This window comes from Streptomyces sp. Tu 2975, assembly GCF_009832925.1.
GTDB lineage: Bacteria > Actinomycetota > Actinomycetes > Streptomycetales > Streptomycetaceae > Streptomyces.
Map to the genome: position 1 here is coordinate 2748194 of NZ_CP047140.1, position 26999 is coordinate 2775192.

Consider the following 26999-nt stretch of genomic DNA (forward strand, 5'->3'; position numbering starts at 1 on the left):
GTGCCGCCGCTCCGACATCTGTGCACCTCCAATGATGCGGAGCGGCAGCAGAAGACTTCAGCAGTCGCGAAGTTCGGGCGACTGATTGAGCAACTGGCCCCGTATCGAGGTGAAGCGGGCGAGCCGCTCGTCGACCGAGGGGTCCAGCGGGAACACCGCGACGCGGTGGCAGTTCTGGAATGCCAGTCGCACTCCGAAGTGCCGCTGGAGCGCGCCGCGAATCGCGTCACTCGCGAGCGCGCGCAGCAGCTGACCACGTGCCTGCTCGTCCGGCGGGGGCGTCTGGTTGTCGGCGAACTCGCCGCCGTCCACCTTCAGCTGAGCCACCAGAGAACTGATCATCTCCCATGCGTAGGGCAGGGAGGTCCGGACGCAGTCGACGAAAGCTGCTTCGTCGACCTCGCCTCGCTCGGCCTGTTCCAACAGCGCCGGTGAGACGTCGAGCGACATGGGTTCTCCTCTCGCGACCCCGAGAAACGGGGCCTTACGGGCAGGGAAGGAGGAAGTGGACCGAACGACGGCATACCAATGCTGTACGGCGACGCAGAGTGCACGGCCGACGACCTCCTGTCTTCCACGGTAAGTGCGCCGACTTGAGCGCACCAGGAGATTGGGCACACAACCGGCCAAATAACGAAGGGCGCTTCCGGGGCGAATCGCGCAGCGCGGCGTCCGTCGAGTAGCGTTGCGGACCATGCGTCTCGTCATCGCCCGCTGCTCCGTGGACTACGCCGGCCGGCTCACCGCCCACCTGCCCTCCGCCCCCCGTTTGATCCTGGTCAAGGCGGACGGCAGTGTCTCCATCCACGCCGACGACAGGGCGTACAAACCGCTGAACTGGATGTCCCCTCCCTGCACATTGAAGGAGGGCGACGACAGCGTCTGGACCGTCGTGAACAAAGCGGGCGAGAAACTGATCATTACGATGGAGGAAGTCCTCCACGATTCGTCGCACGAGCTCGGCGTCGACCCCGGCCTCATCAAGGACGGCGTGGAAGCGCACCTCCAGGAGCTCCTCGCCGACCGGATCGAGACACTTGGCGCGGGGTACAGCCTCATCCGCCGTGAATACCCCACGGCCATCGGCCCGGTGGACATCCTCTGCCGCGACGCCGACGGCGCGACGGTGGCGGTGGAGATCAAGCGCCGCGGCGAGATCGACGGCGTGGAGCAGCTCACCCGCTACCTGGAACTCCTCAACCGCGACCCGCACCTGGCGCCCGTGAAGGGCGTGTTCGCGGCCCAGGAGATCAAGCCCCAGGCCCGGGTCCTGGCGACGGACCGCGGCATCGGCTGCGTGGTCCTGGACTACAACGCGATGCGCGGCATCGAGGACGACAAGCTCCGCCTGTTCTGACGCCACCGCGCCCGCCGGGGCGGTGCCTGGAAGGCGCGCGCCGCCCTCGCGGGCCGACGTCCGGTGCGGCCCGGCCGTACGTCCCGCCGGGACGCACCCTCCCCCGGGAGACCGCGACGCCCTGCGCGGCCACGCCGGGCGTCGCCGAGCGGCGTGGAGCCCCCGTCAAGGGGGTGGTGGCGCAGCCCGGCCCCTGCGAGTTTCAGGGCCCGTCCCCGTTTCCTGGCGCAGCCCCGAGCCCATGCCGGAGCGCCCCGGGCCCATCGGGGGTTCCGCGGGCCCGGCCCCCGCTTCCGGGCGCAGCCGGCCCCGACAGGGTTGGGTGCTCAGCTCCAGCGCCTCTCCGGGCTTCGGGGCGCAGCCCGGCCCCGCTTCGCGGCACAGGCGCAGCCCCGGTCAAGGGTGCCGGGTGCAGCCCAGGCCCCGTCAGGGGGTTGCTGCCGGCTCCAGTCCTGTCCGGGCTTCGAGGCGCAGCCCGGCCGCGCTTCGCGGCACAGGCCCAGCCCGGTCAAAGGGAGGCGGGGCGCAGCCCCGGCCCCGTCAGGCTCCAGGGAGGGGGCGGGGGTGCCCCGCGCCGGCCGCGCCGCGGCGCGGCCGGGTCAGATGATCGACGGCGACGCGGAAGGCGCCCCGCCGCTCGTCATCGTCGCTTCGCTCGGCTCGCTCGCGGACGCGCTGCCGCCCGGGGCCGTGGACGTCTGCGAGGGCGTCGGAGTCGGGGTCGGGGTGGGGGTCTCGGACTCCGTCGGGAGCGTCGGCGGCTTCGCGGTCGGCGGAGGCTTGGGGCTCGACGGCGGCTTCGGACTCGACGGCGGCCGCGAGTCCGAAGGACTCGTGGGCCGCGACGAGCTCGGCGACGGCGCCTCCCCCGTTTCGGGCGGGCGGCCCGTCGACGCGGGCGTCGTGGCCGACGAGGACGACCCCGTCGGCTTGGCGTCGTCCTTCTCCTTCGACGGATCGTCGGAGACGTCGGCCGTCGGGTCCTCGGCGGTCCAGTCGTCGTCGACGTCGTCCTCGTTCACCGGCTGGCCGTTGCGTACGTCACTCGCGGGCGGCTCCTCCTGGTCGGAGGTCATGCCCAGGGTGACCACCGTGCCGAGGACCACCGCGAGCAGCGCCCCCGCTCCCGTGGCGACGAGGTTGCGGCGGGCGCCCATGAGGATGGCCGCGCCGCGGCCCGCCGGGCGCTCGGAGCCGTCCGCCGCAGTCTCCTGCTGGTGACCCGCCACCGGTGCGGCGGTGCCCAGGTTTTGCGCGCCGGTCCGCGGCAGCCGCTTCGTCAGCGCCGAACCGGGGAAGCCCCTCGGGGGCGACACGGGCCCCGCCCCGCCCGCGACAGCCGGCGCCGCGGGCACCAGCCCGGACTCACGGTCGGCGACGAGCGCCAGGGCCCGGCGTCCGGCGACGGTGCCGCTCTTGTCGGCGAGCGCGCCGCGCATGCCGATCGACGCCTCGAGCTCGGCCCTGGCCCGGTCCACGTTCCCGGTGCACAGCGCGAGGACGCCCAACTCGTGGTGGAAGTAGGCTTCTTCGGCGACCTCACCGGCAATGCGGGCGGCCTCGGAGCCCATCCGCAGGGCCCGCTCCCAGGCGGCCCACTGCCGTCCGGCGGCGAACGCGGGCGCGGCGCTGCGGGCGAGCAGCACGGCCGTACTGGGATGGCCGGCGTCCCGGCCGGGCACCAGGACACTCAGGGCGGCCAGCACGGCGTCCGCCTCCGCCACGGCCCGCTCGGGGGTGACGGACGGGTGCCCGGCCCACCAGGCGTAGTGCTGGGCGGCGGTGTGCGCGTGGCCGGCGGCGTCCTCGTCGTAGCCCTTCTCGCGGAGCTGGGCGAGCACACCGGCCGCCAGCCGGTAACGCGGGCCGGCCGGGGAGAGCAGTCCGCAGCTCATCAGTTCGCCGAGGGCGGCGTCGGCGTGGGTGTCCCCGACGAGGGCCGGCAGATGGGCCTGGTGCGGCACCTCGCCGCCGAGGGCGACCGCGAAACGCAGGGTCTGCCTCGCCGACTCGCTGAGCCGTGAGGCGAGCAGCGAGGCGGGCGCGGCACCCTCGCCGAGCGACGGCAGGGGTACGTCCTTGCCGCCGGCGGCCGCGAAGGGGGCGAACTCCTCGAAGGCCTCCGGGTCGGCCCGAAGCTCGTCGCACTGGCGCAGCAGCGCGGCCGCCTGGACGAACCGCAGGGGCAGGCCCTCCGACTCGAACCAGAGATCACCCGCCCAGTTGGATTCCTCCTCCGTCAGCGGCCGGTCCACGGCCTTGCGCAGCAGTTCGAGCGCTGCGGCGCGGCCGAGGCCGCTGAGGAAGACCTCTTCGAGGTGCGAGCCTGCGCCGGGTGCGGCGACGTCCGGGGTGGCAGCGACGAGGAACGCGCATTCCGGTGCGGCGTCGAGCAACTCGTCGAGGGACGCACCGCCGAACTCGAGGTCGTCCAGTACGACGACGGCTCCGATGTCGCGCACGAAGCCGGCGAGCGCGTTCCGGTCGGGGCGCAGGCCCGGCGAGTCGTAGACGACCGTGAAAAGTTCCTGGAGCAGCTCGGCCGGTGTGCGGCGGTGGCCGTTGAGCCGTACGACCCCGTCGGGCGCGAAGGCGCCGCACTTCGCGGCGACGGCGTCGAGCAGGGAGCTGCGACCGGAGCCCGCCGGGCCGGTGAGGCGGACGGACCGGCCGCTGCCGAGGAGCCGTACGAGACGCGCGAGTTCCTCGTCGCGTTCCAGCAGCGGCGGGCGGGGAGCGGCGGGGCCGGGGGGCACGGGCGGCTGCGCGGCTCGGAGGAGCTCCGCGCGTTGCGCGGCGTTCCGGCGGGTCGGCCGGCTCGGCTGCTCGCCCCCTTGGCCGTCGGCCAGGCCGGGCCCCCCGGGCGGGCAGGGTTCGATCTCGCTGCCGTCGACCGGGTTGATCGTGAGCAGGAAGTCGCCGGAGACGAGCTGGACCGTGCGCCGGGGCGCGGGCGTCGACTGTCCGGGCGTGATGGCGTCGCGCGGCGGTCGCACCGGTCCGGCGCCCTCGCCGAAGCTGTCGTTGTCCATGGTCAAAGCTCCCAGATCAGGTTCGCCCGGCCTTGTCGCCGCCAAGATCGCTGCCTTGGTGCCGAAGCCGCGTGCGGTGCCTCCCGGCATTCCTGCACGCCTTGTCGCCTCGGTCCGGAGCCCGCCTCATGGGTCCGTCGAAAGGGTAGGCGATCGAACCCTAGACGTTCGCCGCGCATCGCGAAACCTTCGGGGTGCCGCGCGTCCCCGACGTCACGGTCTCAGGAGGATTGGGCTGCTCGCCCTGTTCGTGCCCCCGTCACGCACGACGGGACGGTTCATCCGTGGCGGCCTTGACGGCCGTCGGCCGGCCGGCCGCGTCGCCGTACCCGCACCCACCCCTCCGCCGCCTGGCCGGCCTCGCGCCGGTCATCGTCGGCGGCGGGGATCACACCCGCGGAAGCGATTCCGCAGCGAGGCCGCCCTCGATCGCGAGAATGCGGTGCAGCCGTGTCGCCACGAGCAGTCGCTGCATCTGCGGCGGCACACCACGGAGCACCAGCCTGCGGCCGCATCTGCCGGCCCGCCGGTGCGCCCCCATGATGACCCCGAGCCCGGTGGCGTCCCAGGAATCCAGGTGGGTCAGGTCGAGCACCAGGTCGCCGGCTCCGTCGTCGACGGCCGAGTGCAGGACCGTACGGGCGTCCGCCGCGCTGCGGACGTCGAGGCGGCCCCCGACGACCAGCTCGGCGTGGTCGCCCCTGATGTGCATATGCGCTCCCGAGTGTGCTTACAGTGCCCCGTGTTGGCCCCGTGTCGACGTGCGGCTGACCGTTCTTCGGTTCTTCTCTGTCCTGCAACAACTGACTGCCGCATAGGCGCAGGGGTTGCTACTTGTAAGCGAACCGATACCGAATTCACCCCGCCGGGTGATGTCGAACCGGTCGATAACGCCTGCGGCGACGTCAGTGCTTGTAGAAGCCCTGCCCGCTCTTGCGGCCGATGTCACCGGCGTCCACCATCCGGCGCATCAGCTCCGGCGGCGCGAACTTCTCGTCCTGCGACTCGGTGTAGATGTTGCTCGTCGCGTGGAGCAGGATGTCGACGCCGGTCAGGTCGGCGGTGGCGAGCGGCCCCATGGCGTGTCCGAAACCGAGCTTGCAGGCGATGTCGATGTCCTCGGCGCTCGCCACGCCCGATTCGTACAGCTTCGCGGCCTCGACGACGAGTGCCGAGATGAGGCGGGTGGTGACGAAGCCGGCGACGTCGCGGTTGACGACGATGCAGGTCTTGCCGACCGACTCGGCGAACTCGCGCGTGGTGGCGAGGGTTTCGTCGCTCGTCTTGTAGCCGCGCACCAGCTCGCACAGCTGCATCATCGGGACCGGCGAGAAGAAGTGGGCGCCGACGACGCGCTCCGGGCGTTCCGTCACTGCCGCGATCTTGGTGATCGGGATGGCGGAGGTGTTGGAGGCGAGGACCGCGTCGTCCCGTACGAGCTTGTCGAGGGCGCGGAAGATCTCGTGCTTGACCTCGAGCTTCTCGAACACCGCCTCGACGACGATGTCCGCGTCGGCGACGGCGTCGAGGTCGGTGGTGGTCGTGATCCGCGCCAACGCCGCGTCGGCGTCGGCCGCTTCGAGCTTGCCCTTGGAGACGAACTTGTCGTACGACGCCTTGATGCCGTCCCTGCCGCGGGTCAGTGCCTCGTCGGTGACGTCACGCAGAACGACGTCCCAGCCTGCCTGGGCAGAGACCTGCGCGATTCCGGAACCCATGAGTCCGGCACCGATGACGGCGAGCTTCCTGGCCACTGCGGCACTCCTTAACGACTGTTTACATGTGCGCTCTCTGCCGGAGATTAGCGGGCGTGAGGGGCCCCTGTGACCGCGAAGAGATGCGCGTCACGTCTCAGATGACGGACATCACACCGGAGCGGCCCCTCGCGCTTCGCGGACCCCGCTCCAGGGTGTCCTCGGCGCCGCGGGCCGAACGGCGCCGCCCGTGACGGTGGGCACACGGGCCTGCCGCCGGCCCGGTGCCTAACTAGGCTGGCCACATGGTCAATCTGACGCGCATCTACACCCGCACCGGCGACCAGGGCACCACCGCCCTCGGCGACATGAGCCGCACCGCCAAGACCGATCTGCGCATCTCCGCGTACGCCGACGCCAACGAGGCCAACGCGGTCATCGGCACGGCCGTCGCCCTGGGGAAGCTGGACGAGGAGGTCGTGAAGGTCCTCGTCCGGGTGCAGAACGACCTCTTCGACGTGGGGGCGGACCTCTCCACGCCGGTCGTCGAGAATCCGAAGTACCCGCCGCTGCGGGTGGAGCAGTCGTACATCGACAAGCTGGAGGCGGACTGCGACCGCTTCCTCGAGCAGCTGGAGAAGCTGCGCAGCTTCATCCTTCCGGGCGGCACCCCGGGCGCAGCGCTGCTGCACCAGGCCTGCACGGTCGTACGGCGGGCGGAGCGCTCGACGTGGGCGGCGATGGAGGTGCACGGCGAGACGATGAACGCGCTGACGGCTACGTACCTCAACCGCCTCTCCGACCTCCTGTTCATTCTCGCCAGGGTGGCGAACAAGGAGGTCGGGGACGTGCTGTGGGTGCCGGGCGGAGAACGCTAACGCTCGGCGCGGACCGGTTCGCGTTCCTGCTCGTCCGCCGGGGCCTTCTTCGGCCAGATCACGTAGGTGAGCGCGATCAGGCCGTGGATGCCAGCCGCGCGCCAGGCGCCGTACATCCAGCTCCGCAGCGAACCGGTCCGGTCGGCGTCGCCGACGTACCAGATCGCGGTCTGGAGCAGCACGGTCGCGACGATCGCTCCCACCGCCGTGCCCAGCCAGATCCGGCCCTCGTACCGGGCGCGGGCCATGCCGTGGCGCGGCGGCTTCGCCGGCGGCGGCCCGCCGGCGAGGCGGTGCGCGGCATGGCCGTCGAGCCACTTGACGGTGCGGTGGCCGTGGCCGACCGTGTAGCCGATGTAGAGGGCGGCCAGGCCGTGTTTCCAGTCCGGCTCGGCGCCGTTCTTGAGGTCGATCACCGTGACCACCAGCAGCAGGACCTCCAGCAGTGGTTCGCACAGCAGCAGCGCGGCGCCTGTGCGCGGCATCCTCAGCAGGTAGCGGACGGCCAGTCCGGCGGCCAGCAGCACCCAGAAGCCGACCTCGCAGATCACGATCAGCGTGACGATCACGGCAGCTCTCCCTTCGTACGGTCCAAGCCTGGCCGCCGGCGGACACCGATTCGTCGTCGCCGGTGACGAACTGCGACTGCATCCTTCGATGTACTGCGGGCTCACCCCGTGCGCGGAGGCACGGGGGCGGTGGTGCCGTGTTTGATGGACGGGTGACCTTCCCCCGCCCTCACCGTGACGACGTGCTCATCGCGGTCGTCGGCCTGCTCGGTGGCCTGTTGCTGTGGTCGCTCGGAGTGCACACCAACGGGCCGAAGGCTCCGCTGCCGTCCTGGGTGACGCTGGTCCCCCTGGTGATGATCTCCGGATTGGAGCTGCTGCGGCGGACGATGCCGCGCACGGCCCTCCTCACGGGCACCGCCGCGGTCCTGCTCGACCCGTTCACGCCCGGCAGCATCGTGACGCTCCTGATGTTCGCGGACCTGGCGTACGCGGCCGTGCTCTACGGCACCCCCGGCTCCGCCCGGCGCATCCCGGTCACCACCGGGCTGATCACGATCGCGGTGACGATCGGTTTCCTGGCCTGGCTGCGGGAGCCCGCCGCGCTCCTGATCGGAATGGTCACCGGGCTCGTCTCGTTCGGTCCCGCCACCACCGGCGCGATCGTCCGAAACCACCGGGAGGCGGCGAACGCCGCCCGGCTGCGGGCCGAACAGACCGCGCTGCTCGCGGAGATGGACCGCGCACAGGCGATCGCGGCCGAGCGCGCCCGGATGGCCCGGGAGTTGCACGACATGGTCGCCAACCACCTCTCCGCGATCGCGATCCACTCCACGGCGGCCCTGTCGCTGGACGACGAGGCGACGACCAGGCAGGCGATGACCGTGATCCGCGAGAACAGCGTCGAGGGCCTGGCGGAGATGCGACGGCTGATCGGTCTGCTGCGCGACAGCAGCGGCGACGTGGAACCGGCCGCCGCGCCCACGCTGGCCGGACTCGACGCCCTGGTGGAGCAGGCGAGGACGAACGGCCGGCAGAGCGGGCTGAGCTTCGTGCTCCGTGACGACCGGGAGCAAGGCTCCCGGCTGCCGGCGCCCGTGGAGCTCGCCGGCTACCGCATCGTCCAGGAGTCGCTGACCAACGCGATCAAGCACGCGGAGGCCGGCGAGGTGCGTGTCGAGGTGTCCGGCGGGGCGGGCGACGCGCTGCGGGTGACGGTGACCAGCCCGTTCGGGCGGCGGCCGGGACCACGGGCGCCCGGCTCCGGTGCGGGCCTGGTGGGGATGGAGGAACGGGTCGCGCTGCTGGACGGGACGTTCGAGGCCGCTCCGGTGGAGGGCCCCGCCGGCGGGCCCGACAAGATCTGGCGCGTGCGGGCGGTGCTGCCCGTGACGGACGACAAGGAGCCATCGGCATGACGGCGCAGGCGGACGACTCGGGGACCGGGGCCCGGATCCGGGTCCTGGTCGCGGAGGACCAGAACGCGGTGCGGGCGGGGCTGGTCCTGATCCTGCGCAGCGCGCCGGACATCGAGGTGGCCGGGGAGGCGGCGGACGGCGAGGAGGCGGTGCGCCTCGCGCGCGAGCTGCGCCCGGACGTGGTGCTGATGGATGTGCAGATGCCCCGGCTCGACGGGGTCTCCGCGACGCGGCAGGTGGTCGCGGAGAAGCTGGCCGATGTGCTGGTGCTGACGACGTTCGATCTCGACGAGTACGTCTTCGGGGCGTTGCGGGCCGGTGCGGCGGGCTTTCTGCTGAAGAACACCGAGGCGGGTGATCTGCTCGAGGCGGTGCGGACGGTGGCGCGCGGCGAGGGAATGATCGCGCCGGCCGTCACCCGGCGGCTGATCGCGGAGTTCGCCGCGCCCGCTCCCGCACGGTCGGCGGACGCGCCTGATCCGGCGGTGCTGGACACGTTGACGAGGCGGGAGCGGGAGGTGCTCTCGTGCCTCGGCGAGGGGATGTCGAACGCGGAGATCGCGGTGCGGCTGTCGATGGCGGAGGCCACGGTGAAGACCCACGTCAGCAGGTTGCTGGGGAAGCTGGAGCTGCGCAGCAGGGTGCAAGCGGCCGTCCTCGCGCAGGAGTTGGGCATCTGAACCGAGGTCGGACGGCAGGGCGCGGACCGTTGGTCTGGACCTATTGACGATTGGTCCAGACCACCCTAATCTCACCGAGCACACTGCGGTGAGCCCCGCGGTGTGCACAGTGCACGGACCACCCCTGACATGTCCGCACTCAACTCGAGGAGCCTCCTTGAGCACCGAAGCGCCCCCACGCCCGCGATCACGGTTCAGAGCCAGGGCCACCGCGGGACTGACCGCCCTTCTTCTCCCCCTCGCCGCGATGGTGGGACTCGCCTCGCCCGCGGAAGCGGCCACCTCGGCGACGGCCACCTACGCCAAGTCCTCCGACTGGGGCACCGGCTTCGAGGGCAAGTGGACGGTGAAGAACACCGGCACCACGACCATCAACTCCTGGACCGTCGAGTGGGACTTCCCCTCCGGTACCCGCGTCACCTCCGCCTGGGACGCCACCGTCACCAACTCCGGCAACCACTGGACCGCCAAGAACGTCGGCTGGAACGGCACGCTCGCCCCGGGCGCGTCCGTCTCCTTCGGCTTCAACGGCAGCGGCCCGGGCTCGCCGTCCAACTGCAAGCTGAACGGTGCCTCGTGCGACGGCGGCAGCGTGCCCGGTGACAATCCGCCCTCCGCCCCCGGCGCCCCCACGGCCTCCGGCATCACCGACACGTCGGTGAACCTCAGCTGGAGCGCGGCCACCGACGACAAGGGCATCAAGAACTACGACGTCCTGCGCGACGGTGCCAAGATCGCCACGGTCACCGGCACCACGTACACCAACACGGGCCTGACCGCCGGCACGGACTACTCGTACTCGGTCCAGGCGCGGGACAGCGCCGACCAGACCGGCCCCGTCAGCGGCGCCGTCGCCGTCCGCACCACCGGCGGTGGCGGCGGGGAGCCCGACCCCGGCGACAAGGTCAAGCTGGGCTACTTCACCAACTGGGGCGTCTACGGTCGCAACTACCACGTGAAGAACCTGGTGACCTCCGGCTCCGCATCGAAGATCACCCACATCAACTACGCCTTCGGCAACGTCAGCGGCGGCAAGTGCACCATCGGTGACGCCTACGCCGACTACGACAAGGCCTACACCGCCGACCAGTCCGTCGACGGCAAGGCCGACACCTGGGACCAGCCGCTGCGCGGCAACTTCAACCAGCTGCGCAAGCTGAAGGCCCAGTACCCGCACATCAAGGTCCTGTGGTCGTTCGGCGGCTGGACCTGGTCCGGCGGCTTCGGCCAGGCCGTGCAGAACCCGGCCGCCTTCGCCCAGTCCTGCTACGACCTGGTGGAGGACCCGCGCTGGGCGGACGTCTTCGACGGCATCGACCTCGACTGGGAGTACCCGAACGCCTGCGGTCTGACCTGCGACACCAGCGGCCCCGCCGCGTTCAAGAACATGATGCAGGCCATGCGCACCAAGTTCGGCGCGAACAACCTGGTCACCGCCGCGGTCACGGCAGACGCCTCGTCCGGCGGCAAGATCGACGCGGCCGACTACGGCGGCGCCGCGCAGTACCTCGACTGGTACAACGTGATGACGTACGACTTCTTCGGCGCCTGGGCGGCCAAGGGCCCCACGGCCCCGCACTCGCCGCTCACCTCGTACCCGGGCATCCCGCAGGCCGGATTCAACTCCGCCGAGGCGATCGCCAAGTTCAAGGCCAAGGGGGTGCCGGCCAAGAAACTGCTGCTCGGCATCGGCTTCTACGGACGCGGCTGGACCGGCGTGACCCAGTCCGCCCCGGGCGGCACGGCCACCGGGCCGGCGGCCGGCACGTACGAGCAGGGCATCGAGGACTACAAGGTCCTCAGGAACAGCTGCCCGGCCACCGGGACGATCGCGGGCACGGCGTACGCCCACTGCGGAACCAACTGGTGGAGCTACGACACCCCGGCGACCGTCACCTCCAAGATGAAGTGGGCCGACAACCAGGGCCTGGGCGGTGCGTTCTTCTGGGAGTTCAGCGGTGACACGAGCAACGGAGAGCTGGTCGGCGCGATCAACAGCGGCCTCGGATAGCACTTCCGTACGATGACGCAGAAGCCCGGGAGAGTCACCTCTCCCGGGCTTTGTCATGCACTCCGACGCGGCGTCGGGCATCCGTACGCGCCGGGTGATCGCTACGCGACGTTGACCCTCTGGCCGGGCGGGGCCGCCTCCAGCCAGGCGAGGAAGCCGGTCAGCGCGTCCTCGCTCATCGACAGCTCCAATCGGGTCCCGCGGTGCCGGCAGGCCAGCACTACGGAATCGGAGAGGAGCGCCAGCTCCTCCTCGCCCTCCGGCGTGCGGCGGGCCAGCACCTCGATCGCGGAGCGCTCGAGCACCCGGCGGGGCCGGGGCGCGTACGAGAAAATCCGGAACCACTCGATCCGGTCGCCGCTGTACCGGGCGACGCCGTACACCCATCCCTTGCCGGAAGCATCGTGATCATCCGCGAGGTTCCAGCGCAGACTGCAGTCGAACGTACCGCCGGAGCGCTGGATCAGCCTCCTGCGCAGCCCGAAGACGAACAGTCCGATCAGCACCAGTGCGACGACAGAACCGCTCACAAGCAGAGCGAGGAACATCTCCACCGACCTCCTCGCATCGTCCCGTAACCGAATATCACGTGCACCTGCATCGCCTCAGCCGCGGCACGGCCCGAAGGAGATCCGGGCCGGCCGCGGCTGAGGGTCGAACTTCTCGTGGGGCGCGACTAGCGCACCGCCACCGCACGCAGACGGACGTCGGCGCGCCGCTCGGCGGCGTCGTCCGTGTCCGACTTGGCGCGCTCCAGCGCACGCTCGGCACGCTGGACGTCGATCTCGTCCGCCAGCTCGGCGATCTCCGCCAGCAGCGACAGCTTGTTGTCCGCGAACGAGATGAAACCACCGTGCACAGCGGCGACGACGGTCCCACCCTCGGTCGTGCGAATGGTCACCGGGCCCGATTCCAGCACACCCAGCAGCGGCTGGTGACCGGGCATGACGCCGATGTCGCCGGACGTGGTGCGCGCGACGACCAGGGTGGCCTCGCCGGACCAGACACTACGGTCGGCGGCGACCAGCTCGACGTGCAGCTCAGCAGCCAAGGTTGGCTCCTCGGGTCACCACCCGGCGGTCATGCCGGGTGTTGGGTCAATTCTAAGGGGCGTGAAGAAGGGGGCGGGACGTGCCCGCCCCCTTCAGCGAGTCATGCGACTCAGGAGACGCCGAGCTCCTTGGCGTTGGCCTTGAGGTCCTCGATGCCACCGCACATGAAGAACGCCTGCTCGGGGAAGTGGTCGTACTCACCGTCGCAGATCGCGTTGAACGCGGCGATCGACTCGTCGAGCGGCACGTCCGAGCCGTCCACGCCGGTGAACTGCTTGGCGACGTGGGTGTTCTGGGACAGGAAGCGCTCCACGCGACGGGCACGGTGGACAACCAGCTTGTCCTCCTCGCCCAGCTCGTCGATACCGAGAATCGCGATGATGTCCTGGAGGTCCTTGTACTTCTGCAGGATCCCCTTGACGCGCGTGGCGGCGTCGTAGTGCTCCTGCGTGATGTAGCGCGGGTCCAGGATGCGGGACGTGGAGTCCAGCGGGTCCACGGCCGGGTAGATGCCCTTCTCGGAGATCGGACGGGACAGAACCGTCGTCGCGTCGAGGTGGGCGAAGGTGGTGGCCGGGGCCGGGTCGGTCAGGTCGTCCGCGGGGACGTAGATCGCCTGCATCGACGTGATCGAGTGACCACGCGTCGAGGTGATGCGCTCCTGCAGCAGACCCATCTCGTCGGCCAGGTTCGGCTGGTAACCCACCGCGGACGGCATACGGCCGAGCAGGGTGGACACCTCGGAGCCGGCCTGGGTGTACCGGAAGATGTTGTCGATGAAGAAGAGCACGTCCTGCTTCTGCACATCGCGGAAGTACTCCGCCATGGTCAGACCGGCCAGGGCGACCCGGAGACGGGTGCCCGGGGGCTCGTCCATCTGACCGAAGACCAGCGCGGTCTTGTCGATGACGCCGGACTCGGACATCTCCTCGATGAGGTCGTTGCCCTCACGGGTACGCTCACCGACGCCCGCGAACACCGACACACCGTCGTGGTTGTTGGCGACGCGGTAGATCATTTCCTGGATCAGAACGGTCTTGCCGACACCGGCACCACCGAACAGACCGATCTTTCCACCCTTGACGTACGGGGTGAGAAGGTCGATGACCTTGACGCCGGTCTCGAACATCTCGGTCTTGGACTCGAGCTGGTCGAAGTTCGGAGCCTTGCGGTGGATGGGCCACCGGTCACCGATGTTGGCGTTCTCCTCGGGGACGTTCAGCACCTCACCGAGGGTGTTGAACACCTTGCCCTTGGTGAAGTCACCGACGGGAACGGTGATGCCGTTGCCCGTGTCGGTCACCGCGGCCTGGCGGACCAGACCGTCGGTGGGCTGCATCGAGATCGCGCGGACCAGGCCGTCACCCAGGTGCTGGGCGACCTCGAGGGTCAGCGTCTTGAGCGCGCCCTCCAGAGCCGGGTCGGCGACCTGAACGGTCAGCGCGTTGTAGATCTCCGGCATCGCGTCGACGGGGAACTCCACGTCGACGACCGGGCCGATGACCCGGGCGACGCGGCCCGTGGCAGCGGCCGTCTCAACTGTCGTCGTCATTACTTGTCACTCCCCGCGGTCGCGTCGGCCAGGGCGCTGGCTCCACCGACGATCTCGCTGATTTCCTGGGTGATTTCGGCCTGGCGGGCCGCGTTGGCAAGCCGGGAGAGGCTCTTGATGAGCTCTCCGGCGTTGTCGGTCGCCGACTTCATCGCGCGGCGGGTGGCGGCGTGCTTGGAGGCAGCCGCCTGGAGCAGCGCGTTGTAGATCCGGCTCTCGACGTAGCGCGGCAGCAGGGCGTCGAGGACGTCCTCGGCCGACGGCTCGAAGTCGAACAGCGGAAGGATCTCGCCCTTCGTCGCCGTCTCCTCCTTCGCCTTCTCGAGGCTGAGAGGCAGCAGCCGCTTCTGAACCGGCGTCTGCGTCAGCATCGAGACGAACTCGGTGAAGACGATGTGGAGCTCGTCCACACCACCCTCGGCCGTGTCCTTCTCGATCGCCGCGATCAGCGGGGCCGCGACCATCTTTGCGTCCGCGTACGTCGGGTTGTCGGTGAAGCCCGTCCACGACTCCGTGACCTTGCGCTCACGGAAGCCGTAGTACGCCACACCCTTGCGGCCGACGATGTACGCGTCGACCTCCTTGCCCTCGGCGCGGAGTCGCTCGGTGAGCTGATCCGCCGCCTTGAGGGCGTTGGCGGAGTAGCCGCCGGCCAGACCGCGGTCGCTCGTGATGAGCAGGATCGCGGCCCGGGTCGGGTTGTCCACCTCGGTGGTCAGGGCGTGGTTCGTCGTCGACCCCGTCGCCACCGCGGTCACCGCGCGGGTGAGCTCGGTCGCGTACGGCGTGGAGGCGGCCACCTGGCGCTGCGCCTTGACGATGCGCGAGGCGGCGATCATCTCCATCGCCTTGGTGATCTTCTTGGTCGCGGTGACGGATTTGATGCGACGCTTGTAGACCCGGAGCTGGGCTCCCATGAGTCAGGTCCCTTCCGTCGTCTACTTGGCGGTGCTGACCGGAACGTCCTCGCCCAGAAGCTTGCCGTCCGAGGTCTCGAACTGCTTCTTGAACGCGGCGATGGCGTCAGCGACGGACTGGAGGGTGTCGTCCGACATCTTGCCGCCCTCGGCGATGCTGGTCAGGAGCTCCTTGCGCTCACGGCGCAGGTACTCCAGCAGCTCGACCTCGAAGCGACGGATGTCCGCGACCGGGACGTCGTCCATCTTGCCGGTGGTGCCGGCCCAGACGGAGACGACCTGCTCCTCGACGGGCATCGGCTGGTACTGAGCCTGCTTCAGCAGCTCGACCATCCGCTTACCGCGCTCCATCTGCGCCTTGGAGGCCGCGTCCAGGTCGGAACCGAAGGCGGCGAACGCCTCCAGCTCGCGGTACTGGGCGAGGTCCACACGCAGACGGCCGGAGACCTGCTTCATGGCCTTGTGCTGGGCGGAACCACCCACACGGGAGACCGAGATACCGACGTTCAGGGCCGGACGCTGGCCGGCGTTGAACAGGTCGGACTCCAGGAAGCACTGGCCGTCGGTGATGGAGATGACGTTGGTCGGGATGAACGCCGACACGTCGTTCGCCTTGGTCTCGACGATCGGCAGACCGGTCATCGAACCGGCGCCCATGTCGTCGGAGAGCTTGGCGCAGCGCTCCAGCAGACGCGAGTGCAGGTAGAAGACGTCACCCGGGTACGCCTCACGGCCCGGCGGGCGGCGCAGCAGCAGGGACACGGCGCGGTAGGCGTCGGCCTGCTTCGAGAGGTCGTCGAAGATGATGAGGACGTGCTTGCCGTCGTACATCCAGTGCTGGCCGATGGCCGAGCCGGTGTACGGGGCCAGGTACTTGAAGCCGGCCGGGTCGGACGCCGGGGCGGCGACGATCGTCGTGTACTCGAGCGCGCCGGCCTCTTCCAGGGCGCCGCGAACGGACGCGATGGTCGAGCCCTTCTGGCCGATGGCGACGTAGATGCAGCGGACCTGCTTCTTCGGGTCGCCGGAACGCCAGTTGTCACGCTGGTTGATGATCGTGTCGACAGCCAGAGCGGTCTTACCCGTCTGACGGTCACCAATGATCAGCTGACGCTGGCCGCGGCCGATCGGCACCATCGCGTCGACGGCCTTGTAGCCGGTCTGCATCGGCTCGTGCACCGACTTACGGGCCATGACGCCCGGGGCCTGCAGTTCAAGGGCGCGCCGGCCCTCGGTCGCGATCTCGCCGAGGCCGTCGACCGGGTTACCGAGCGGGTCGACGACACGGCCGAGGTAGCCCTCGCCGACACCGACCGAGAGGACCTCACCGGTGCGGGTGACCGGCTGACCCTCCTCGATACCGTTGAACTCGCCGAGGACGATCGCACCGATCTCGCGCTCCTCGAGGTTGAGGGCGAGACCGAGGGTGCCGTCCTCGAACTTCAGCAGCTCGTTCGCCATGGCCGAGGGAAGACCCTCGACCTTCGCGATACCGTCGCCGGCCAGGCTGACCGTGCCGACCTCCTCGCGCGAGGCCGCGTCCGGCTGGTACGACTGGACAAAGTTCTCCAGCGCGTCCCGGATCTCCTCCGGCCGGATCGTGAGCTCCGCCATCTGGGTTCCCTGCTCTCCTTGTTGGGCCCGAAGTTTCTTTGGGGGTCTGGGGGCCGACCCCCAGGAATCTTCTGCAATCTCTGCACGGCCCAACCGGGCCGCTGGTCTTGCTCTTCTGTTCTGCGCTGCGCCGTCAGCCGGCCATGCGACGGGTCGCCTCTTCGAGGCGCTCCGCGACGGTGCCGTTGATGATCTCGTCACCGACCCGCACCGAGATCCCGCCGAGGACCGTGGGGTCCACTTCGAGGTTGAGGTGCATGTCACGGCCGTACATCCGCGCCAGACCCGCGCCGAGACGCTGCTTCTGCGCCTCGGTCAGCGGCACCGCCGACGTGACGACGGCGACCATCCGGTCCCGCCGCGCCGCGGCGAGCTTGGACAGGGACTCGAGTCCCGACTCCAGGCTACGTCCCCGCGGATGCGTGACGAGACGGACGACCAGACGCTCGGTGACCGGGTCGGCCTTGCCGCCGAGCAGGCTGCCGAGCAGCTCGCCCTTGGCGGACGTCGTGGCCGACTGGTTGGTCAGCGCCGACCGCAGGTCGTTGCTGGACGAAAGGATCCGGCCGAAGCGGAACAGCTCGTCCTCGACGTTGTCGAGCACACCGGTCTTCTGCGCCGCGGTGAGGTCGGCGGTGCTCGCCAGTTCCTCGAGCGAGTCGACCAGGTCGCGCGACTGCGACCAGCGGGACCGGACCATGCCCTTGAGCAGGTCGGCGGTCTCGCCGCTGATCTGACCGGCGAAGATGCGTCCGGCCAGCTCGGCCTTGGCCTCGGCGGCCTGCGCCGGGTCGGTGAGGACCCGACGCAGCGACACCTCTCGGTCGAGCAGCGCGGTGACGGCAGCCAGCTCGCCGGCGAGCTTCGCCGCGTCGACCGACGTGTTGTCGGTCAGCGCGTCGAGCGACTCGTGCGCGGCGGCCAGCGCCTCGCGGCTGGCTCCGTTCATCGGGTGGCCTCTGCCTTCGAAGCGCCGTCCTCGAGCGAGTCGAGGAAGCGGTCGATGGTGCGGCTCTGGCGGGCGTGGTCCTCGAGGGACTCGCCGACCAGCTTGCCGGCCAGGTCGGTGGCGAGCTTGCCCACGTCCTGACGCAGCGCCGAGGCCGCGGCCTTGCGGTCGGCCTCGATCTGGGCGTGGCCGGCCGCGATGATCTCCTCACGCTGCCGCTGGCCTTCCGCCTTCATCTCCTGGATGATCGCGGTGCCCTGCTCGGTCGCCTCCTGGCGGAGACGCGCGGCCTCGTGACGGGCCTCGGCGAGCTGCGCCTTGTACTGCTCAAGGACGCTCTCGGCCTCGATCTTGGCCGCGTCGGCCTTCTCCATGCCGCCTTCGATGGCCTCGCGACGCTCTTCCAGAACACGGTTGATGTTCGGAAGGAGCTTCTTCGCGAAGAAGAAGAAGACGATGGCGAAGGCGATCAGGCCGACGAGCAGCTCGGGACCCGGGGGCAGAAGCGGGTTCTGCTCCTCCGTGGCCGCCAGCTGAACGATGTTGGCGATCACATCAGTGCCTTTCGTCGAAAAGTGTCGTCAGTGAGACGTGATTACTGACCGAACACGAACGGCATAACGATGCCGATCAGGGCGAGCGCCTCACAGAAGGCGAAACCCAGGATCTGGTTGGCACGGATCAGGCCGGCAGCCTCGGGCTGACGGGCCAGAGCCTGGGTGCCGTTACCGAAGACGATGCCGACGCCGATGCCGGGGCCGATCGCGGCGAGGCCGTAGCCGATGGAGCCGAGCGAACCAGTGACCTGGGCGAGGGTCTCAGTGGCAGCCATGCTGATTCTTCCTTTTCATTCACGGACCGGTGGGGGTTGGCCACCGGACAGCTGTGGTGGTTGTGCGGGATGGCTCAGTGGTGCTCGGCGAGAGCGCCCTGAATGTAGGTGCAGGCCAGGAGGACGAAGACGTACGCCTGGACGGCCTGCACGAAGAGTTCGAAGACGATCATGGCCATGGTCATCACGAAGGAGACGCCGGCGGCCGGGATCATGTAGCTGTTGAGCAGGTACCAGGAGGCGACGGTGAACATCACCAGCATCAGGTGACCGGCGAACATGTTGGCGAACAGTCGCACGGCGTGCGTGAACGGCCGGACGAGCAGGTTCGAGAAGAACTCGATGAACGAGACGAGCCACTTGATCGGGCCGAGGCTCGGGTCGTAGCCGGTGATGTTCTTCCAACCGCCGGTGAAGCCGTGGCGCTTGAAGGTCAGCGACACCCAGAGCACGTAGACGATGAACGCCAGGACCGCCGGGTACGCGATGATCGACGACACCGGGAACTGCGCCAGCGGGATCACGGACCAGACGTTCATGATCCAGACGAAGAAGAAGATCGACACCATGAGGGGGACGTACTTCTCGCCCTCGCGCTTGCCGAGCGTCTCGTAGACGATGCCGCGGCGGACGAAGTCGTAGCCCGCCTCGCCGATCATCTGAAGCTTGCCCGGGACGACCTTGGCCTTCCCGAACGCCATCGTGAAGAAGGTGACGATGAGCAGCGTGGTGATGAGCGCGAGCAGCATCACCTTGTTGAACTCGAAGCCACCGACGGTGAAGATCGGCTTGAAGAGGAAGGAGTGCAGGCCCGGCGCCGGAAAGCCACAGCCGTTGTCGGCCAGGATGCGGCAGCTCCAGTCAAAGGCGAGCGTGGTCTGTTCAGCACTCACCGCGGGCTCCTTCGGCGTGACGCATGGGTTCGGCAACCTCGTTGTGTCGGAGCGGCGCGCAGCCGCGAGTCGGCACCGGACTGGTGTTTCGGATGTGGGGGCGGCAATCAGGCATCGAAGCCTCGCGTCGAGCAGGCGTCAGCTCGGATGCCCGCGCCCGCAGTGCCGCAGTTGGCACCGGACGATAGCAGGGTCTCGAACGGGCATTTATACCGGCCCTACCCCTCACGTCGCCGACCCCGTCTTTTCGCCCTGACGGGGAGCAGACGGTTCGGGTTCGACGTAAAGGACCTTCGCCTTCATGTGGGCACGGGCCTGCGCGGCCACCCAGACGACGGTGGCGGCGACGAGCGTCGCGGCGAACGCCTTGGGGTTGAACAGCGTCGTGTTCTTGAACATCGCGACGAAGACGAAGAGCACCAGCAACTGCGTCGTGTACAGCATCAGACCCATGGCCTGGAAGAGCTGCGGGAACTGCTTGGCCGTCCGCTGCAGGACCACGATGCCGATACCCATGAAGACGATGACCACCAGTGCACCGACGGCCGCGCCGAGTGCCCCCTTGCCACCGGCGACCACACCGCTGATCACAGCGGCGATCGCGCCGGCGGCAGCGGTGGGTACGGCGGTGAGAAGAAGTGAGCGTGCGTCGTTGGACGGCATGGCGGCAGCTCCGCTTGCTGGTGGGGGCAAAGTGGTGTCGTCATGGACGAGCGTAGGCCCGGTCCCGAGATGGGCCTCGGGGGCCAACGAACCGTCGCACTACGGTCCTTCGGCTCTGTCTCCGGGTCTCGTGAACGGTATCACAAACTATTTGATGAGGTCTTTACCCAGTGGTGTGCCAACTCTCACACATGAGAGTGAACGCGCCCGTGTGTGCACGACAACCGAGCGGTATGTCTGGTAATGCAACGGTCTGGCCGTCAGGAGTCATCCTACGACCGCGGAGATGCCTCCATAGGAGTACAAGGATCCGGGCGTCCCCGGACGCGCCGGGGCCAAGGAGCGGAGCGTCACGCGGCGGGACACAAGTCCATGGACGATTGGCGTCGCGTAAACCTCGGGGCCGGACGGCCTACACCGGCCGGGACCCGGTCAGCGGGTGGAGTCCGCCCTGTCCGCCCTGCCCCGCTCCGGGAAGCGGGCCCGTGGTCCCACGGCCGTCGCGCCGTTGACGCCGCTGACGCCCACCCCGACCGGGACGCGCTGCTCCTCCTCCTGCTCCGGAGCCGCCTTGCCGTGGTGGTCGGGAGCGCCGGCCGTGGCCGCCGCGGACCTCGAACGGCGGCGGTAGCGCGGCGGGACGACGCCCTCCGCCCAGCGCGGTGCCCGCGGTGTGAAGCGCGGCAGCAGCAACAGCACCAGGCCGATGGCGCTCAGGACCACCACGGCCAGCACGATCCACATGGACTTCGAGTGGATGGAGTACGCGACGACGCCGAAGGCGATCAGCGCCGACCAGAAGTACATGATCAGCACGGCCCGGCTGTGGGAGTGGCCGACCTCGAGGAGGCGGTGGTGGAGGTGGCCGCGGTCCGCCGCGAACGGGGACTGGCCCTTCCAGGTACGGCGGACGATCGCCAGCAGCAGGTCGGCGATCGGGATCGCGATGATCGTCAGCGGCAGCAGCAGCGGGATGAAGACCGGCAGCGCCGCGTGCGTGGCCTGGCGGGTACCGCCCTCGAAGATCCGCAGGGCGTCCATGTCCACCTGACCGGTCACGGAGATCGCGGCCGCCGCGAGGACGAGTCCGATCAGCATCGAGCCGGAGTCGCCCATGAAGATCCTGGCGGGGTGCATGTTGTGCGGCAGGAAGCCCAGGCACATGCCCATCAGGATCGCGGTGAACAGGGTGGCGGGGGACGCCGCCTCGATGCCGTAGCTGAACCAGATCCGGTACGCGTAGAGGAAGAATGCCGCGGCGGCGATGCACACCATGCCGGCCGCGAGACCGTCGAGGCCGTCGACGAAGTTCACCGCGTTGATGGTGATGACGACGAGGGCGACGGTGAGCAGCGTCCCCTGCCAGCTCGTCAGCGAGACGGTTCCCACGCCCGGGACCGGGATCCACAGGATCGTCAGGCCCTGTACGACCATCACGCCCGCGGCGATCATCTGGCCGCCCAGTTTGATCAGGGCGTCGATCTCGAACTTGTCGTCCAGGACGCCGATGATCCAGATCAGGGCGGCGCCGGAGAGCAGCGCGCGTGGTTCGTTCGACAGCTCGAAGACGCTGTTCAGGTTCTCCAGATGGTCGGCGACCAGCAGACCGGCACACAGGCCGAAGAACATGGCGATGCCGCCGAGCCGGGGTGTCGGCTCACGGTGGACGTCGCGTGCGCGGATCTCCGGCATCGCGCCGGTGGCGATGGCGAACTTCCTCACCGGCCCGGTGAGCAGATACGTCACCGCGGCCGTGACACATAGCGTCAGCAGGTAATCACGCACGGGCTGCCCCACAGGAATCGCTGGCCATCTCAGCCCCACACCTTAGCTGTGGTAGCCACATGCTTGAGGACACGCGGGGCTCTGTGATGGTTGCACGACGACGGCACAGCGATGCTGCTACCCCGCGAACGGCGGGAATCCCGCGACGAGACCCTGTACCTTTCCGCGGATGTCGTGCGGGTCGGACTGCTCCCGCAGCGCCGCCGTGAACAAGGTCGCGATCCGGTCCATCTCCCTGCGGCCCATCCCCTGCGTGGTGACGGCGGCAGTGCCGAGCCGGATGCCCCGGCCGTCCCCGTACGGCAGCGCGCAGGTGTCCAGGACGATGCCCGCGGCGGCGAGCCGGCCGCGGGCCACCCTGCCGTCGATACCGAGAGGTGCCGGGTCCGCGCCGACGATGTGGGTGTCCGTGCCGTCCGTCAGCACGGCGAAGCCCTCCGCGGCGAGCGCCCCGGCCAGCTCCCGCGCGTTGGCGACGACCTGATGCGCGTACGCGGTGAAGGCGGGCGTCGCCGCCTCCCCGAAGGCGACGGCCTTGGCGGCGATCGTGTGCATCTGGGCTCCGCCCTGCGTGAACGGGAACACCGCCCGGTCGATGCGCTCCGCCAGCTCCGAGCCGCACAGGATCATCCCTCCCCGCGGACCGCGCAGGACCTTGTGGGTGGTGGCGCACACCACGTCCGCGTACGGCACCGGGTTCGGCGCCGCGCCGCCGGCGACCAGACCGATGGGGTGCGCGGCGTCCGCGATCAGATAGGCCCCGACCTCGTCCGCGATGTCGCGGAACGCCTCGTAGTCCGGATGACGGGATAGGAGATCGACCCGCAGACGATCGCCTTCGGCCGGTGCTGCCGGGCCAGATGACGCACCTGGTGGTAGTCGATGAGCCCGGTCTCCGCATCCACTCCGTAGGCGACGAAGTCGAACCAGCGGCCGGAGAAGTTCGCCGGCGAACCGTGTGTGAGGTGGCCGCCGTACGGGAGCCCCATGGCGAGCACCGTGTCACCGGGCCGCAGCAGGGCCGCGTACGCCGCGAGGACCGCGGACGAGCCGGAGTGCGGCTGCACATTGGCGTGCTCGGCGCCGAACAGGGCCGTCGCCCGTTCGATCGCGATGCGCTCGGCGGCGTCGACGAGCTCGCAGCCGCCGTGATGGCGGGCGCCCGGATAGCCCTCCGCGTACTTGTTGGCGAGCGGCGAACCGAGCGCGGCGAGCACCGCGGGAGAAGTGAAGTTCTCCGCGGCGATGAGCTGGAGGGTGGTCGCCTGCCGCTGCGACTCCCCGAAGAGGATGTCCGCGATCTGGGGATCCTGGCGGCGCAGTGCCTCGAAGGACGTCGACGGCACGGAAGGCACTGCGCGGGCTGCATCGGTGACGGACATGACGGCTCCGGGGCCTCGGGGGAGCTGCGGCACATCCAATGTAGAACCGGCGGGGCGCGGCCGCGCGGCGCGCGCGACATGGTTACGGGCGGGACGTTCCGCTGCGCGGGGCTGTTCCCCTGCCCGCCCCCTTCCCGAACCGGGGCAGGCCCCGGACCCCGTACGGCCTTCGGCCGTGCCCTCAATCGCCGGGCGGGATGGACTTCGCTGCGCGAAATCAGCCCCGCTGGGGCACCTCCCACGGCCGACAGGCCGTAGGGGGAGATTGAGGCGCGGGGGTGGAGCCCCCGAACACCGCGCAGCGCGGTACCGGGTCCGGGCGGAGCCCGGTTTCATGAAGGGGCGGGTAGGGGAACAAGCCCGCCGCAGGCGCCACGCACCGCACCCGCACCCGCACGCACCCGTCAAGCCCGCGTCCCCGTCAGGACCGCGCCCGGACCCCCGTCAGCGCCGTGACGACCGGGTCCAGCGCCTGATGGATCTCGTCGCCGATCGAGCGGAAGAACGTGATCGGCGCCCCGTACGGATCGAACACCTCGTCCGCGTCGGGGCTCGGCGCCAGCAGCCACCCCCGCAGGGCCGCCGCCGCCCGCACCAGCGCGCGCGCACGCTCGACGACGCCGTCCTCGCGCGGATCGGGGAGGGTCGCCGGGTCTATGGCGCGTACGAGGCGGGTGAACTCCTTGAGCGTGAAGGTCCGCAGACCCGCCGAGTGGCCCATCGAGATGACCTGCGCGCGGTGGTCGCGCGTGGCCGTCAGGACGAGGTCCGCGCGGATGACGTGCTCGTCGAGCAGTTCACGCCCGACGAACCCGCTCGCGTCCGCTCCGAAGTCCGCGAGGACGATCTCGGCGTTGGCCTCCATCGGGGCGCCCTCATGGCCCCATGTGCCCGCGCTCTCCACGATCAGGCCGCCCGTGAGGGGATCGCCGAGGCGGTCGCTCAGGGCATGGCGGGTCAGCCGCTCGGTGATGGGCGAGCGGCAGACGTTGCCGGTGCTGACGTGGAGGATGCGGAAGGCCTGGCCCGTGCTGCTGGTTTCCGCTATGCCACGCCCCTCAGGGGCGGTCAATTGGCCACCTCGAGGTCTGGTACGACCTTGCGCAGCTCGTCCGCGGACAGGGCGCCCTCACGCAGCAGGACCGGCACCTTGCCGGTGACGTCGACGATCGACGACGGCACGATGCCGGGCGTCGGGCCGCCGTCGAGGTAGACGGAGACGGAGTCGCCGAGCATCCCCTGGGCGGCGTCGCAGTCCTCGGGCGAGGGGTGTCCCGTGAGGTTGGCGCTGGAGACGGCCATCGGGCCGACCTCGGTGAGCAGTTCGATGGCGACCGGGTGCAGCGGCATCCGGATCGCGACGGTGCCACGGGTGTCCCCGAGGTTCCACTGCAGGGACGGCTGGTGCTTGGTGACCAGGGTCAGCGCGCCGGGCCAGTAGGCGTCGACGAGCTCCCAGGCCTGCTCGGAGAAGTCGGTGACGAGCCCGTGCAGGGTGTTGGGCGAGCCGATGAGGACAGGGGTGGGCATGTTCCGGCCACGCCCCTTGGCCTCGAGCAGGTCGGCGACGGCCTCGGGACTGAAGGCGTCCGCACCGATGCCGTACACGGTGTCGGTGGGCAGCACGACGAGCTCTCCGCGGCGGACGGCCGATGCGGCCTCGCGCAGGCCGGTGGTGCGATCCGTCGCGTCGTTGCAGTCGTATCGCCGAGCCATCAGCGGGCCTCCTGGTACACGTGCTTGGTCATGTGCTTGGTCATGGCATGGCCTTGCGGGCGGTGGCGAACCGCGGCCGCTTGTTCAGGTCGGGGTGGTCGGCTGCGTCGGCCCAGCCGGATTCCTCGTTGAAGATCCACGGCACCTGCCCGCCCTGGGTGTCGGCGTGCTCGATGACGACGAGGCCGCCGGGCCGCAGCAGCCGGTGCGCGGTGCGTTCGATGCCGCGGATGGTGTCCAGGCCGTCCTCGCCGGAGAACAGGGCCATCTGCGGGTCGTGGTCGCGCGCCTCGGGTGCGACGTACTCCCACTCGGTGAGCGGGATGTACGGCGGGTTGGAGATGACGAGATCGACCTGGCCGTCGAGCTCGGGCAGCGCGGTGAGGGCGTCGCCGTGGTGGACGGTGACGCGGGACCCTTCGGCGTTCTTGCGGGTCCACTTCAGGGCGTCCTCGGACAGCTCCACGGCGTGCACGCGCGAACGCGGCACCTCCTGGGCCATCGCGAGGGCGATGGCACCGGAGCCGGAGCACAGGTCGATGATGAGCGGCTCGACGACGTCCATGGCGCGTACGGCTTCTATCGCCCAGCCGACGACCGACTCGGTCTCGGGGCGCGGCACGAACACTCCGGGGCCGACCTGAAGCTCCAGGAAGCGGAAGAAGGCACGCCCGGTGATGTGCTGGAGCGGCTCGCGCGCCTCTCGGCGGGCGACGGCCTCCCAGTAGCGCGCGTCGAAGTCCGCGTCCTTGACGTTGTGGAGCTCTCCCCGCTTCACGCCGTGCACGAACGCGGCGAGCTCCTCCGCGTCGAACCGCGGTGACGGCACGCCGGCGTCGGCCAGCCGCTGGGTGGCTTGGGCCACCTCGGCAAGCAGCAGGTTCACGTGCCTACCCTTCCTGTGACGCTCGTGCGGACGAATCTCTGACCTACGGGACTACGGGAACTGCGCCGGCTTAGCCGGGTCGCGGGCTACTGGGCAGCCGCGAGCTTGGCGGCGGAGTCGGCGTCGACGCACGCCTGGATGACTGCGTCCAGGTCACCGTCGAGCACCTGGTCCAAGTTGTACGCCTTGAAGCCGACGCGGTGGTCCGAGATCCGGTTTTCCGGGAAGTTGTACGTACGGATCTTCTCCGACCGGTCGACCGTTCGGACCTGGCTGCGGCGGGCGTCCGCGGCCTTGCTCTCGGCCTCCTCCTGGGCTGCGGCGAGCAGCCTGGAGCGCAGGATACGCATGGCCTGCTCCTTGTTCTGGAGCTGGCTCTTCTCGTTCTGGCAGGAGGCGACGATTCCGGTCGGCAGGTGCGTGATGCGCACGGCGGAGTCGGTCGTGTTGACGGACTGACCGCCGGGTCCGGAGGAGCGGTAGACGTCGATGCGCAGGTCGTTGGCGTGGATCTCGACGTCGATCTCCTCGGCCTCGGGCGTGACCAGCACGCCGGCCGCGGAGGTGTGGATACGGCCCTGGGACTCGGTGGCGGGCACGCGCTGCACGCGGTGCACGCCGCCCTCGTACTTCAGCCGCGCCCAGACGCCCTGGCCCGGCTCGGTCGCGCCCTGGCCGCCCTTGGTCTTGACGGCCACCTGGACGTCCTTGTAGCCGCCGAGCTCGGACTCGGTCGAGTCGATGATCTCGGTCTTCCAGCCGACGCGCTCCGCGTAGCGCAGGTACATCCGCAGCAGGTCGCCCGCGAACAGGGCGGACTCGTCGCCGCCCGCACCGGCCTTGACCTCGAGGATGACGTCCTTGTCGTCACTGGGGTCGCGCGGGACCAGCAGCAGCCGCAGCTTCTCGGTGAGCGCCTCGCGCTGCTTCTCCAGGTCCTTCACCTCGGCGGCGAACTCCGGTTCGTCCTGGGCCAGTTCACGAGCCGTCCCGATGTCCTCACCGGTCTGCTTCCAGGCGCGGTACGTGCCGACGATGGGCGTCAGCTCGGCGTAGCGCTTGTTCAGCTTGCGCGCGTTCGCCTGGTCGGCGTGGACCGAAGGGTCGGCGAGCTTCTTCTCGAGATCGGCGTGCTCGCCGATCAGTTCCTCGACCGCTTCGAACATCGATGGCTCCTGG

The 26999-nt window shown here is 69.8% G+C and carries 25 protein-coding genes and 1 pseudogene; 5 read left to right on the forward strand and 21 right to left on the reverse strand.

Annotated elements, in window-relative coordinates:
• Positions 1 to 57: 57 nt before the first annotated feature.
• Positions 58 to 450: an SCO5389 family protein gene (locus GLX30_RS11825; RefSeq protein ID WP_005311822.1), complete on the reverse strand. Its 393-nt coding sequence runs from the start codon at positions 448 to 450 to the stop codon at positions 58 to 60.
• A 244-nt stretch (positions 451 to 694) separates the two neighbouring features.
• On the opposite strand from GLX30_RS11825, the gene nucS reads away from it, so the two are divergent.
• A complete protein-coding gene (gene nucS / locus GLX30_RS11830; protein ID WP_208545402.1) occupies positions 695 to 1357 on the forward strand; it encodes an endonuclease NucS in 663 nt (220 codons plus the stop codon).
• Positions 1358 to 1956: 599 nt separating this feature from the next.
• Here nucS and GLX30_RS11835 read toward each other — a convergent pair.
• The 3 genes from GLX30_RS11835 to GLX30_RS11845 form a co-directional block, all read right to left on the reverse strand.
• Entirely contained in the window at positions 1957 to 4389 is a 2433-nt protein-coding gene (locus tag GLX30_RS11835; RefSeq protein ID WP_159687105.1) for an ATP-binding protein, read from the reverse strand.
• A 388-nt stretch (positions 4390 to 4777) separates the two neighbouring features.
• The gene (locus GLX30_RS11840; RefSeq protein ID WP_018845393.1) at positions 4778 to 5101 is read right to left on the reverse strand and encodes an STAS domain-containing protein; all 324 of its coding nucleotides are present in this window, start codon (positions 5099 to 5101) and stop codon (positions 4778 to 4780) included.
• A gap of 193 nt (positions 5102 to 5294) precedes the next feature.
• Complete coding sequence (locus tag GLX30_RS11845) at positions 5295 to 6143, reverse strand: 3-hydroxyacyl-CoA dehydrogenase family protein (RefSeq protein ID WP_159687108.1); 849 nt, start codon at positions 6141 to 6143, stop codon at positions 5295 to 5297.
• A gap of 245 nt (positions 6144 to 6388) precedes the next feature.
• Between GLX30_RS11845 and GLX30_RS11850 the strand changes: the two genes are divergently transcribed.
• Positions 6389 to 6961, forward strand: coding sequence for a cob(I)yrinic acid a,c-diamide adenosyltransferase (locus GLX30_RS11850; RefSeq protein WP_159687114.1), 573 nt, complete (start codon positions 6389 to 6391; stop codon positions 6959 to 6961).
• On the opposite strand, the gene GLX30_RS11855 is transcribed toward GLX30_RS11850, so the two are convergent.
• Positions 6958 to 7530, reverse strand: a complete 573-nt coding sequence (locus tag GLX30_RS11855) for a hypothetical protein (protein ID WP_159687119.1) — start codon at positions 7528 to 7530, stop codon at positions 6958 to 6960. The two genes, GLX30_RS11850 and GLX30_RS11855, sit on opposite strands and share 4 nt — an antisense overlap.
• A 152-nt stretch (positions 7531 to 7682) precedes the next feature.
• Between GLX30_RS11855 and GLX30_RS11860 the strand changes: the two genes are divergently transcribed.
• The 3 genes from GLX30_RS11860 (at position 7683) to GLX30_RS11870 (ending at position 11579) form a co-directional block, all read left to right on the forward strand.
• The gene (locus tag GLX30_RS11860; protein WP_159687124.1) at positions 7683 to 8888 is read left to right on the forward strand and encodes a histidine kinase; all 1206 of its coding nucleotides are present in this window, start codon (positions 7683 to 7685) and stop codon (positions 8886 to 8888) included.
• Complete coding sequence (locus GLX30_RS11865; protein ID WP_159687129.1) at positions 8885 to 9568, forward strand: response regulator transcription factor; 684 nt, start codon at positions 8885 to 8887, stop codon at positions 9566 to 9568. Before GLX30_RS11860 ends, GLX30_RS11865 begins: the two co-directional genes overlap by 4 nt.
• Before the next feature lie 157 nt (positions 9569 to 9725).
• Positions 9726 to 11579, forward strand: coding sequence for a glycoside hydrolase family 18 chitinase (locus GLX30_RS11870; RefSeq protein ID WP_159687132.1), 1854 nt, complete (start codon positions 9726 to 9728; stop codon positions 11577 to 11579).
• Between the two features lie 101 nt (positions 11580 to 11680).
• On the opposite strand, the gene GLX30_RS11875 is transcribed toward GLX30_RS11870, so the two are convergent.
• From GLX30_RS11875 to prfA, 16 genes and pseudogenes are all read right to left on the reverse strand, one after another.
• Entirely contained in the window at positions 11681 to 12127 is a 447-nt protein-coding gene (locus GLX30_RS11875; RefSeq protein WP_208545403.1) for a DUF2550 domain-containing protein, read from the reverse strand.
• 128 nt (positions 12128 to 12255) lie between these two features.
• The gene (locus tag GLX30_RS11880) at positions 12256 to 12630 is read right to left on the reverse strand and encodes a F0F1 ATP synthase subunit epsilon (protein ID WP_159687140.1); all 375 of its coding nucleotides are present in this window, start codon (positions 12628 to 12630) and stop codon (positions 12256 to 12258) included.
• 110 nt (positions 12631 to 12740) lie between these two features.
• Positions 12741 to 14183 carry a F0F1 ATP synthase subunit beta gene (atpD, locus tag GLX30_RS11885; protein ID WP_159687144.1) on the reverse strand — a complete coding sequence of 481 codons (1443 nt, stop codon included), beginning with the start codon at positions 14181 to 14183 and terminating at the stop codon, positions 12741 to 12743.
• The gene (locus tag GLX30_RS11890) at positions 14183 to 15100 is read right to left on the reverse strand and encodes a F0F1 ATP synthase subunit gamma (protein ID WP_159687147.1); all 918 of its coding nucleotides are present in this window, start codon (positions 15098 to 15100) and stop codon (positions 14183 to 14185) included. The genes atpD and GLX30_RS11890 overlap by 1 nt, the downstream gene beginning before the upstream one ends.
• A 21-nt stretch (positions 15101 to 15121) precedes the next feature.
• Positions 15122 to 16714: a F0F1 ATP synthase subunit alpha gene (atpA, locus tag GLX30_RS11895; protein ID WP_159687150.1), complete on the reverse strand. Its 1593-nt coding sequence runs from the start codon at positions 16712 to 16714 to the stop codon at positions 15122 to 15124.
• Positions 16715 to 16847: 133 nt separating this feature from the next.
• Positions 16848 to 17663, reverse strand: a complete 816-nt coding sequence (locus GLX30_RS11900) for a F0F1 ATP synthase subunit delta (RefSeq protein ID WP_159687155.1) — start codon at positions 17661 to 17663, stop codon at positions 16848 to 16850.
• Positions 17660 to 18217 (reverse strand): F0F1 ATP synthase subunit B, encoded by a 558-nt coding sequence (locus tag GLX30_RS11905; RefSeq protein WP_159687158.1) that lies wholly within the window; start codon positions 18215 to 18217, stop codon positions 17660 to 17662. Before GLX30_RS11905 ends, GLX30_RS11900 begins: the two co-directional genes overlap by 4 nt.
• 41 nt (positions 18218 to 18258) lie before the next feature.
• The gene (gene atpE / locus GLX30_RS11910) at positions 18259 to 18495 is read right to left on the reverse strand and encodes an ATP synthase F0 subunit C (protein ID WP_147988146.1); all 237 of its coding nucleotides are present in this window, start codon (positions 18493 to 18495) and stop codon (positions 18259 to 18261) included.
• A 74-nt stretch (positions 18496 to 18569) separates the two neighbouring features.
• Positions 18570 to 19340, reverse strand: a complete 771-nt coding sequence (gene atpB / locus GLX30_RS11915; protein ID WP_159694987.1) for a F0F1 ATP synthase subunit A — start codon at positions 19338 to 19340, stop codon at positions 18570 to 18572.
• A 273-nt stretch (positions 19341 to 19613) separates the two neighbouring features.
• Positions 19614 to 20051 (reverse strand): hypothetical protein, encoded by a 438-nt coding sequence (locus GLX30_RS11920; protein WP_159687162.1) that lies wholly within the window; start codon positions 20049 to 20051, stop codon positions 19614 to 19616.
• Positions 20052 to 20483: 432 nt separating this feature from the next.
• Positions 20484 to 21836 (reverse strand): MraY family glycosyltransferase, encoded by a 1353-nt coding sequence (locus GLX30_RS11925; protein WP_159687166.1) that lies wholly within the window; start codon positions 21834 to 21836, stop codon positions 20484 to 20486.
• A gap of 117 nt (positions 21837 to 21953) precedes the next feature.
• Positions 21954 to 23218 (reverse strand): annotated as a pseudogene (glyA, locus tag GLX30_RS11930) (serine hydroxymethyltransferase).
• Positions 23219 to 23639: 421 nt separating this feature from the next.
• Positions 23640 to 24290, reverse strand: a complete 651-nt coding sequence (locus tag GLX30_RS11935; protein WP_005311870.1) for a low molecular weight phosphatase family protein — start codon at positions 24288 to 24290, stop codon at positions 23640 to 23642.
• A complete protein-coding gene (locus GLX30_RS11940; RefSeq protein ID WP_005311872.1) occupies positions 24287 to 24934 on the reverse strand; it encodes an L-threonylcarbamoyladenylate synthase in 648 nt (215 codons plus the stop codon). The genes GLX30_RS11935 and GLX30_RS11940 overlap by 4 nt, the downstream gene beginning before the upstream one ends.
• Before the next feature lie 40 nt (positions 24935 to 24974).
• Complete coding sequence (prmC, locus tag GLX30_RS11945) at positions 24975 to 25820, reverse strand: peptide chain release factor N(5)-glutamine methyltransferase (protein ID WP_159687170.1); 846 nt, start codon at positions 25818 to 25820, stop codon at positions 24975 to 24977.
• An 86-nt stretch (positions 25821 to 25906) separates the two neighbouring features.
• Positions 25907 to 26986: a peptide chain release factor 1 gene (gene prfA / locus GLX30_RS11950; protein WP_159687172.1), complete on the reverse strand. Its 1080-nt coding sequence runs from the start codon at positions 26984 to 26986 to the stop codon at positions 25907 to 25909.
• Positions 26987 to 26999 lie beyond the last annotated feature (13 nt).

What these genes read in the sequence shown, in the direction of transcription:
- GLX30_RS11850 (WP_159687114.1), top strand. Translation starts at nt 6,389, where the DNA reads ATGGTCAATCTGACGCGCATCTACACCCGCACCGGCGACCAGGGCACC.
- atpD (WP_159687144.1), bottom strand. Translation starts at nt 14,183, where the DNA reads ATGACGACGACAGTTGAGACGGCCGCTGCCACGGGCCGCGTCGCCCGG.
- GLX30_RS11890 (WP_159687147.1), bottom strand. Translation starts at nt 15,100, where the DNA reads ATGGGAGCCCAGCTCCGGGTCTACAAGCGTCGCATCAAATCCGTCACC.
- GLX30_RS11825 (WP_005311822.1), bottom strand. Translation starts at nt 450, where the DNA reads ATGTCGCTCGACGTCTCACCGGCGCTGTTGGAACAGGCCGAGCGAGGC.
- GLX30_RS11875 (WP_208545403.1), bottom strand. Translation starts at nt 12,127, where the DNA reads ATGTTCCTCGCTCTGCTTGTGAGCGGTTCTGTCGTCGCACTGGTGCTG.
- GLX30_RS11900 (WP_159687155.1), bottom strand. Translation starts at nt 17,663, where the DNA reads ATGAACGGAGCCAGCCGCGAGGCGCTGGCCGCCGCGCACGAGTCGCTC.
- GLX30_RS11940 (WP_005311872.1), bottom strand. Translation starts at nt 24,934, where the DNA reads ATGGCTCGGCGATACGACTGCAACGACGCGACGGATCGCACCACCGGC.
- GLX30_RS11920 (WP_159687162.1), bottom strand. Translation starts at nt 20,051, where the DNA reads ATGCCGTCCAACGACGCACGCTCACTTCTTCTCACCGCCGTACCCACC.
- atpE (WP_147988146.1), bottom strand. Translation starts at nt 18,495, where the DNA reads ATGGCTGCCACTGAGACCCTCGCCCAGGTCACTGGTTCGCTCGGCTCC.
- atpA (WP_159687150.1), bottom strand. Translation starts at nt 16,714, where the DNA reads ATGGCGGAGCTCACGATCCGGCCGGAGGAGATCCGGGACGCGCTGGAG.
- GLX30_RS11840 (WP_018845393.1), bottom strand. Translation starts at nt 5,101, where the DNA reads ATGCACATCAGGGGCGACCACGCCGAGCTGGTCGTCGGGGGCCGCCTC.
- nucS (WP_208545402.1), top strand. Translation starts at nt 695, where the DNA reads ATGCGTCTCGTCATCGCCCGCTGCTCCGTGGACTACGCCGGCCGGCTC.
- GLX30_RS11835 (WP_159687105.1), bottom strand. Translation starts at nt 4,389, where the DNA reads ATGGACAACGACAGCTTCGGCGAGGGCGCCGGACCGGTGCGACCGCCG.
- GLX30_RS11865 (WP_159687129.1), top strand. Translation starts at nt 8,885, where the DNA reads ATGACGGCGCAGGCGGACGACTCGGGGACCGGGGCCCGGATCCGGGTC.
- prfA (WP_159687172.1), bottom strand. Translation starts at nt 26,986, where the DNA reads ATGTTCGAAGCGGTCGAGGAACTGATCGGCGAGCACGCCGATCTCGAG.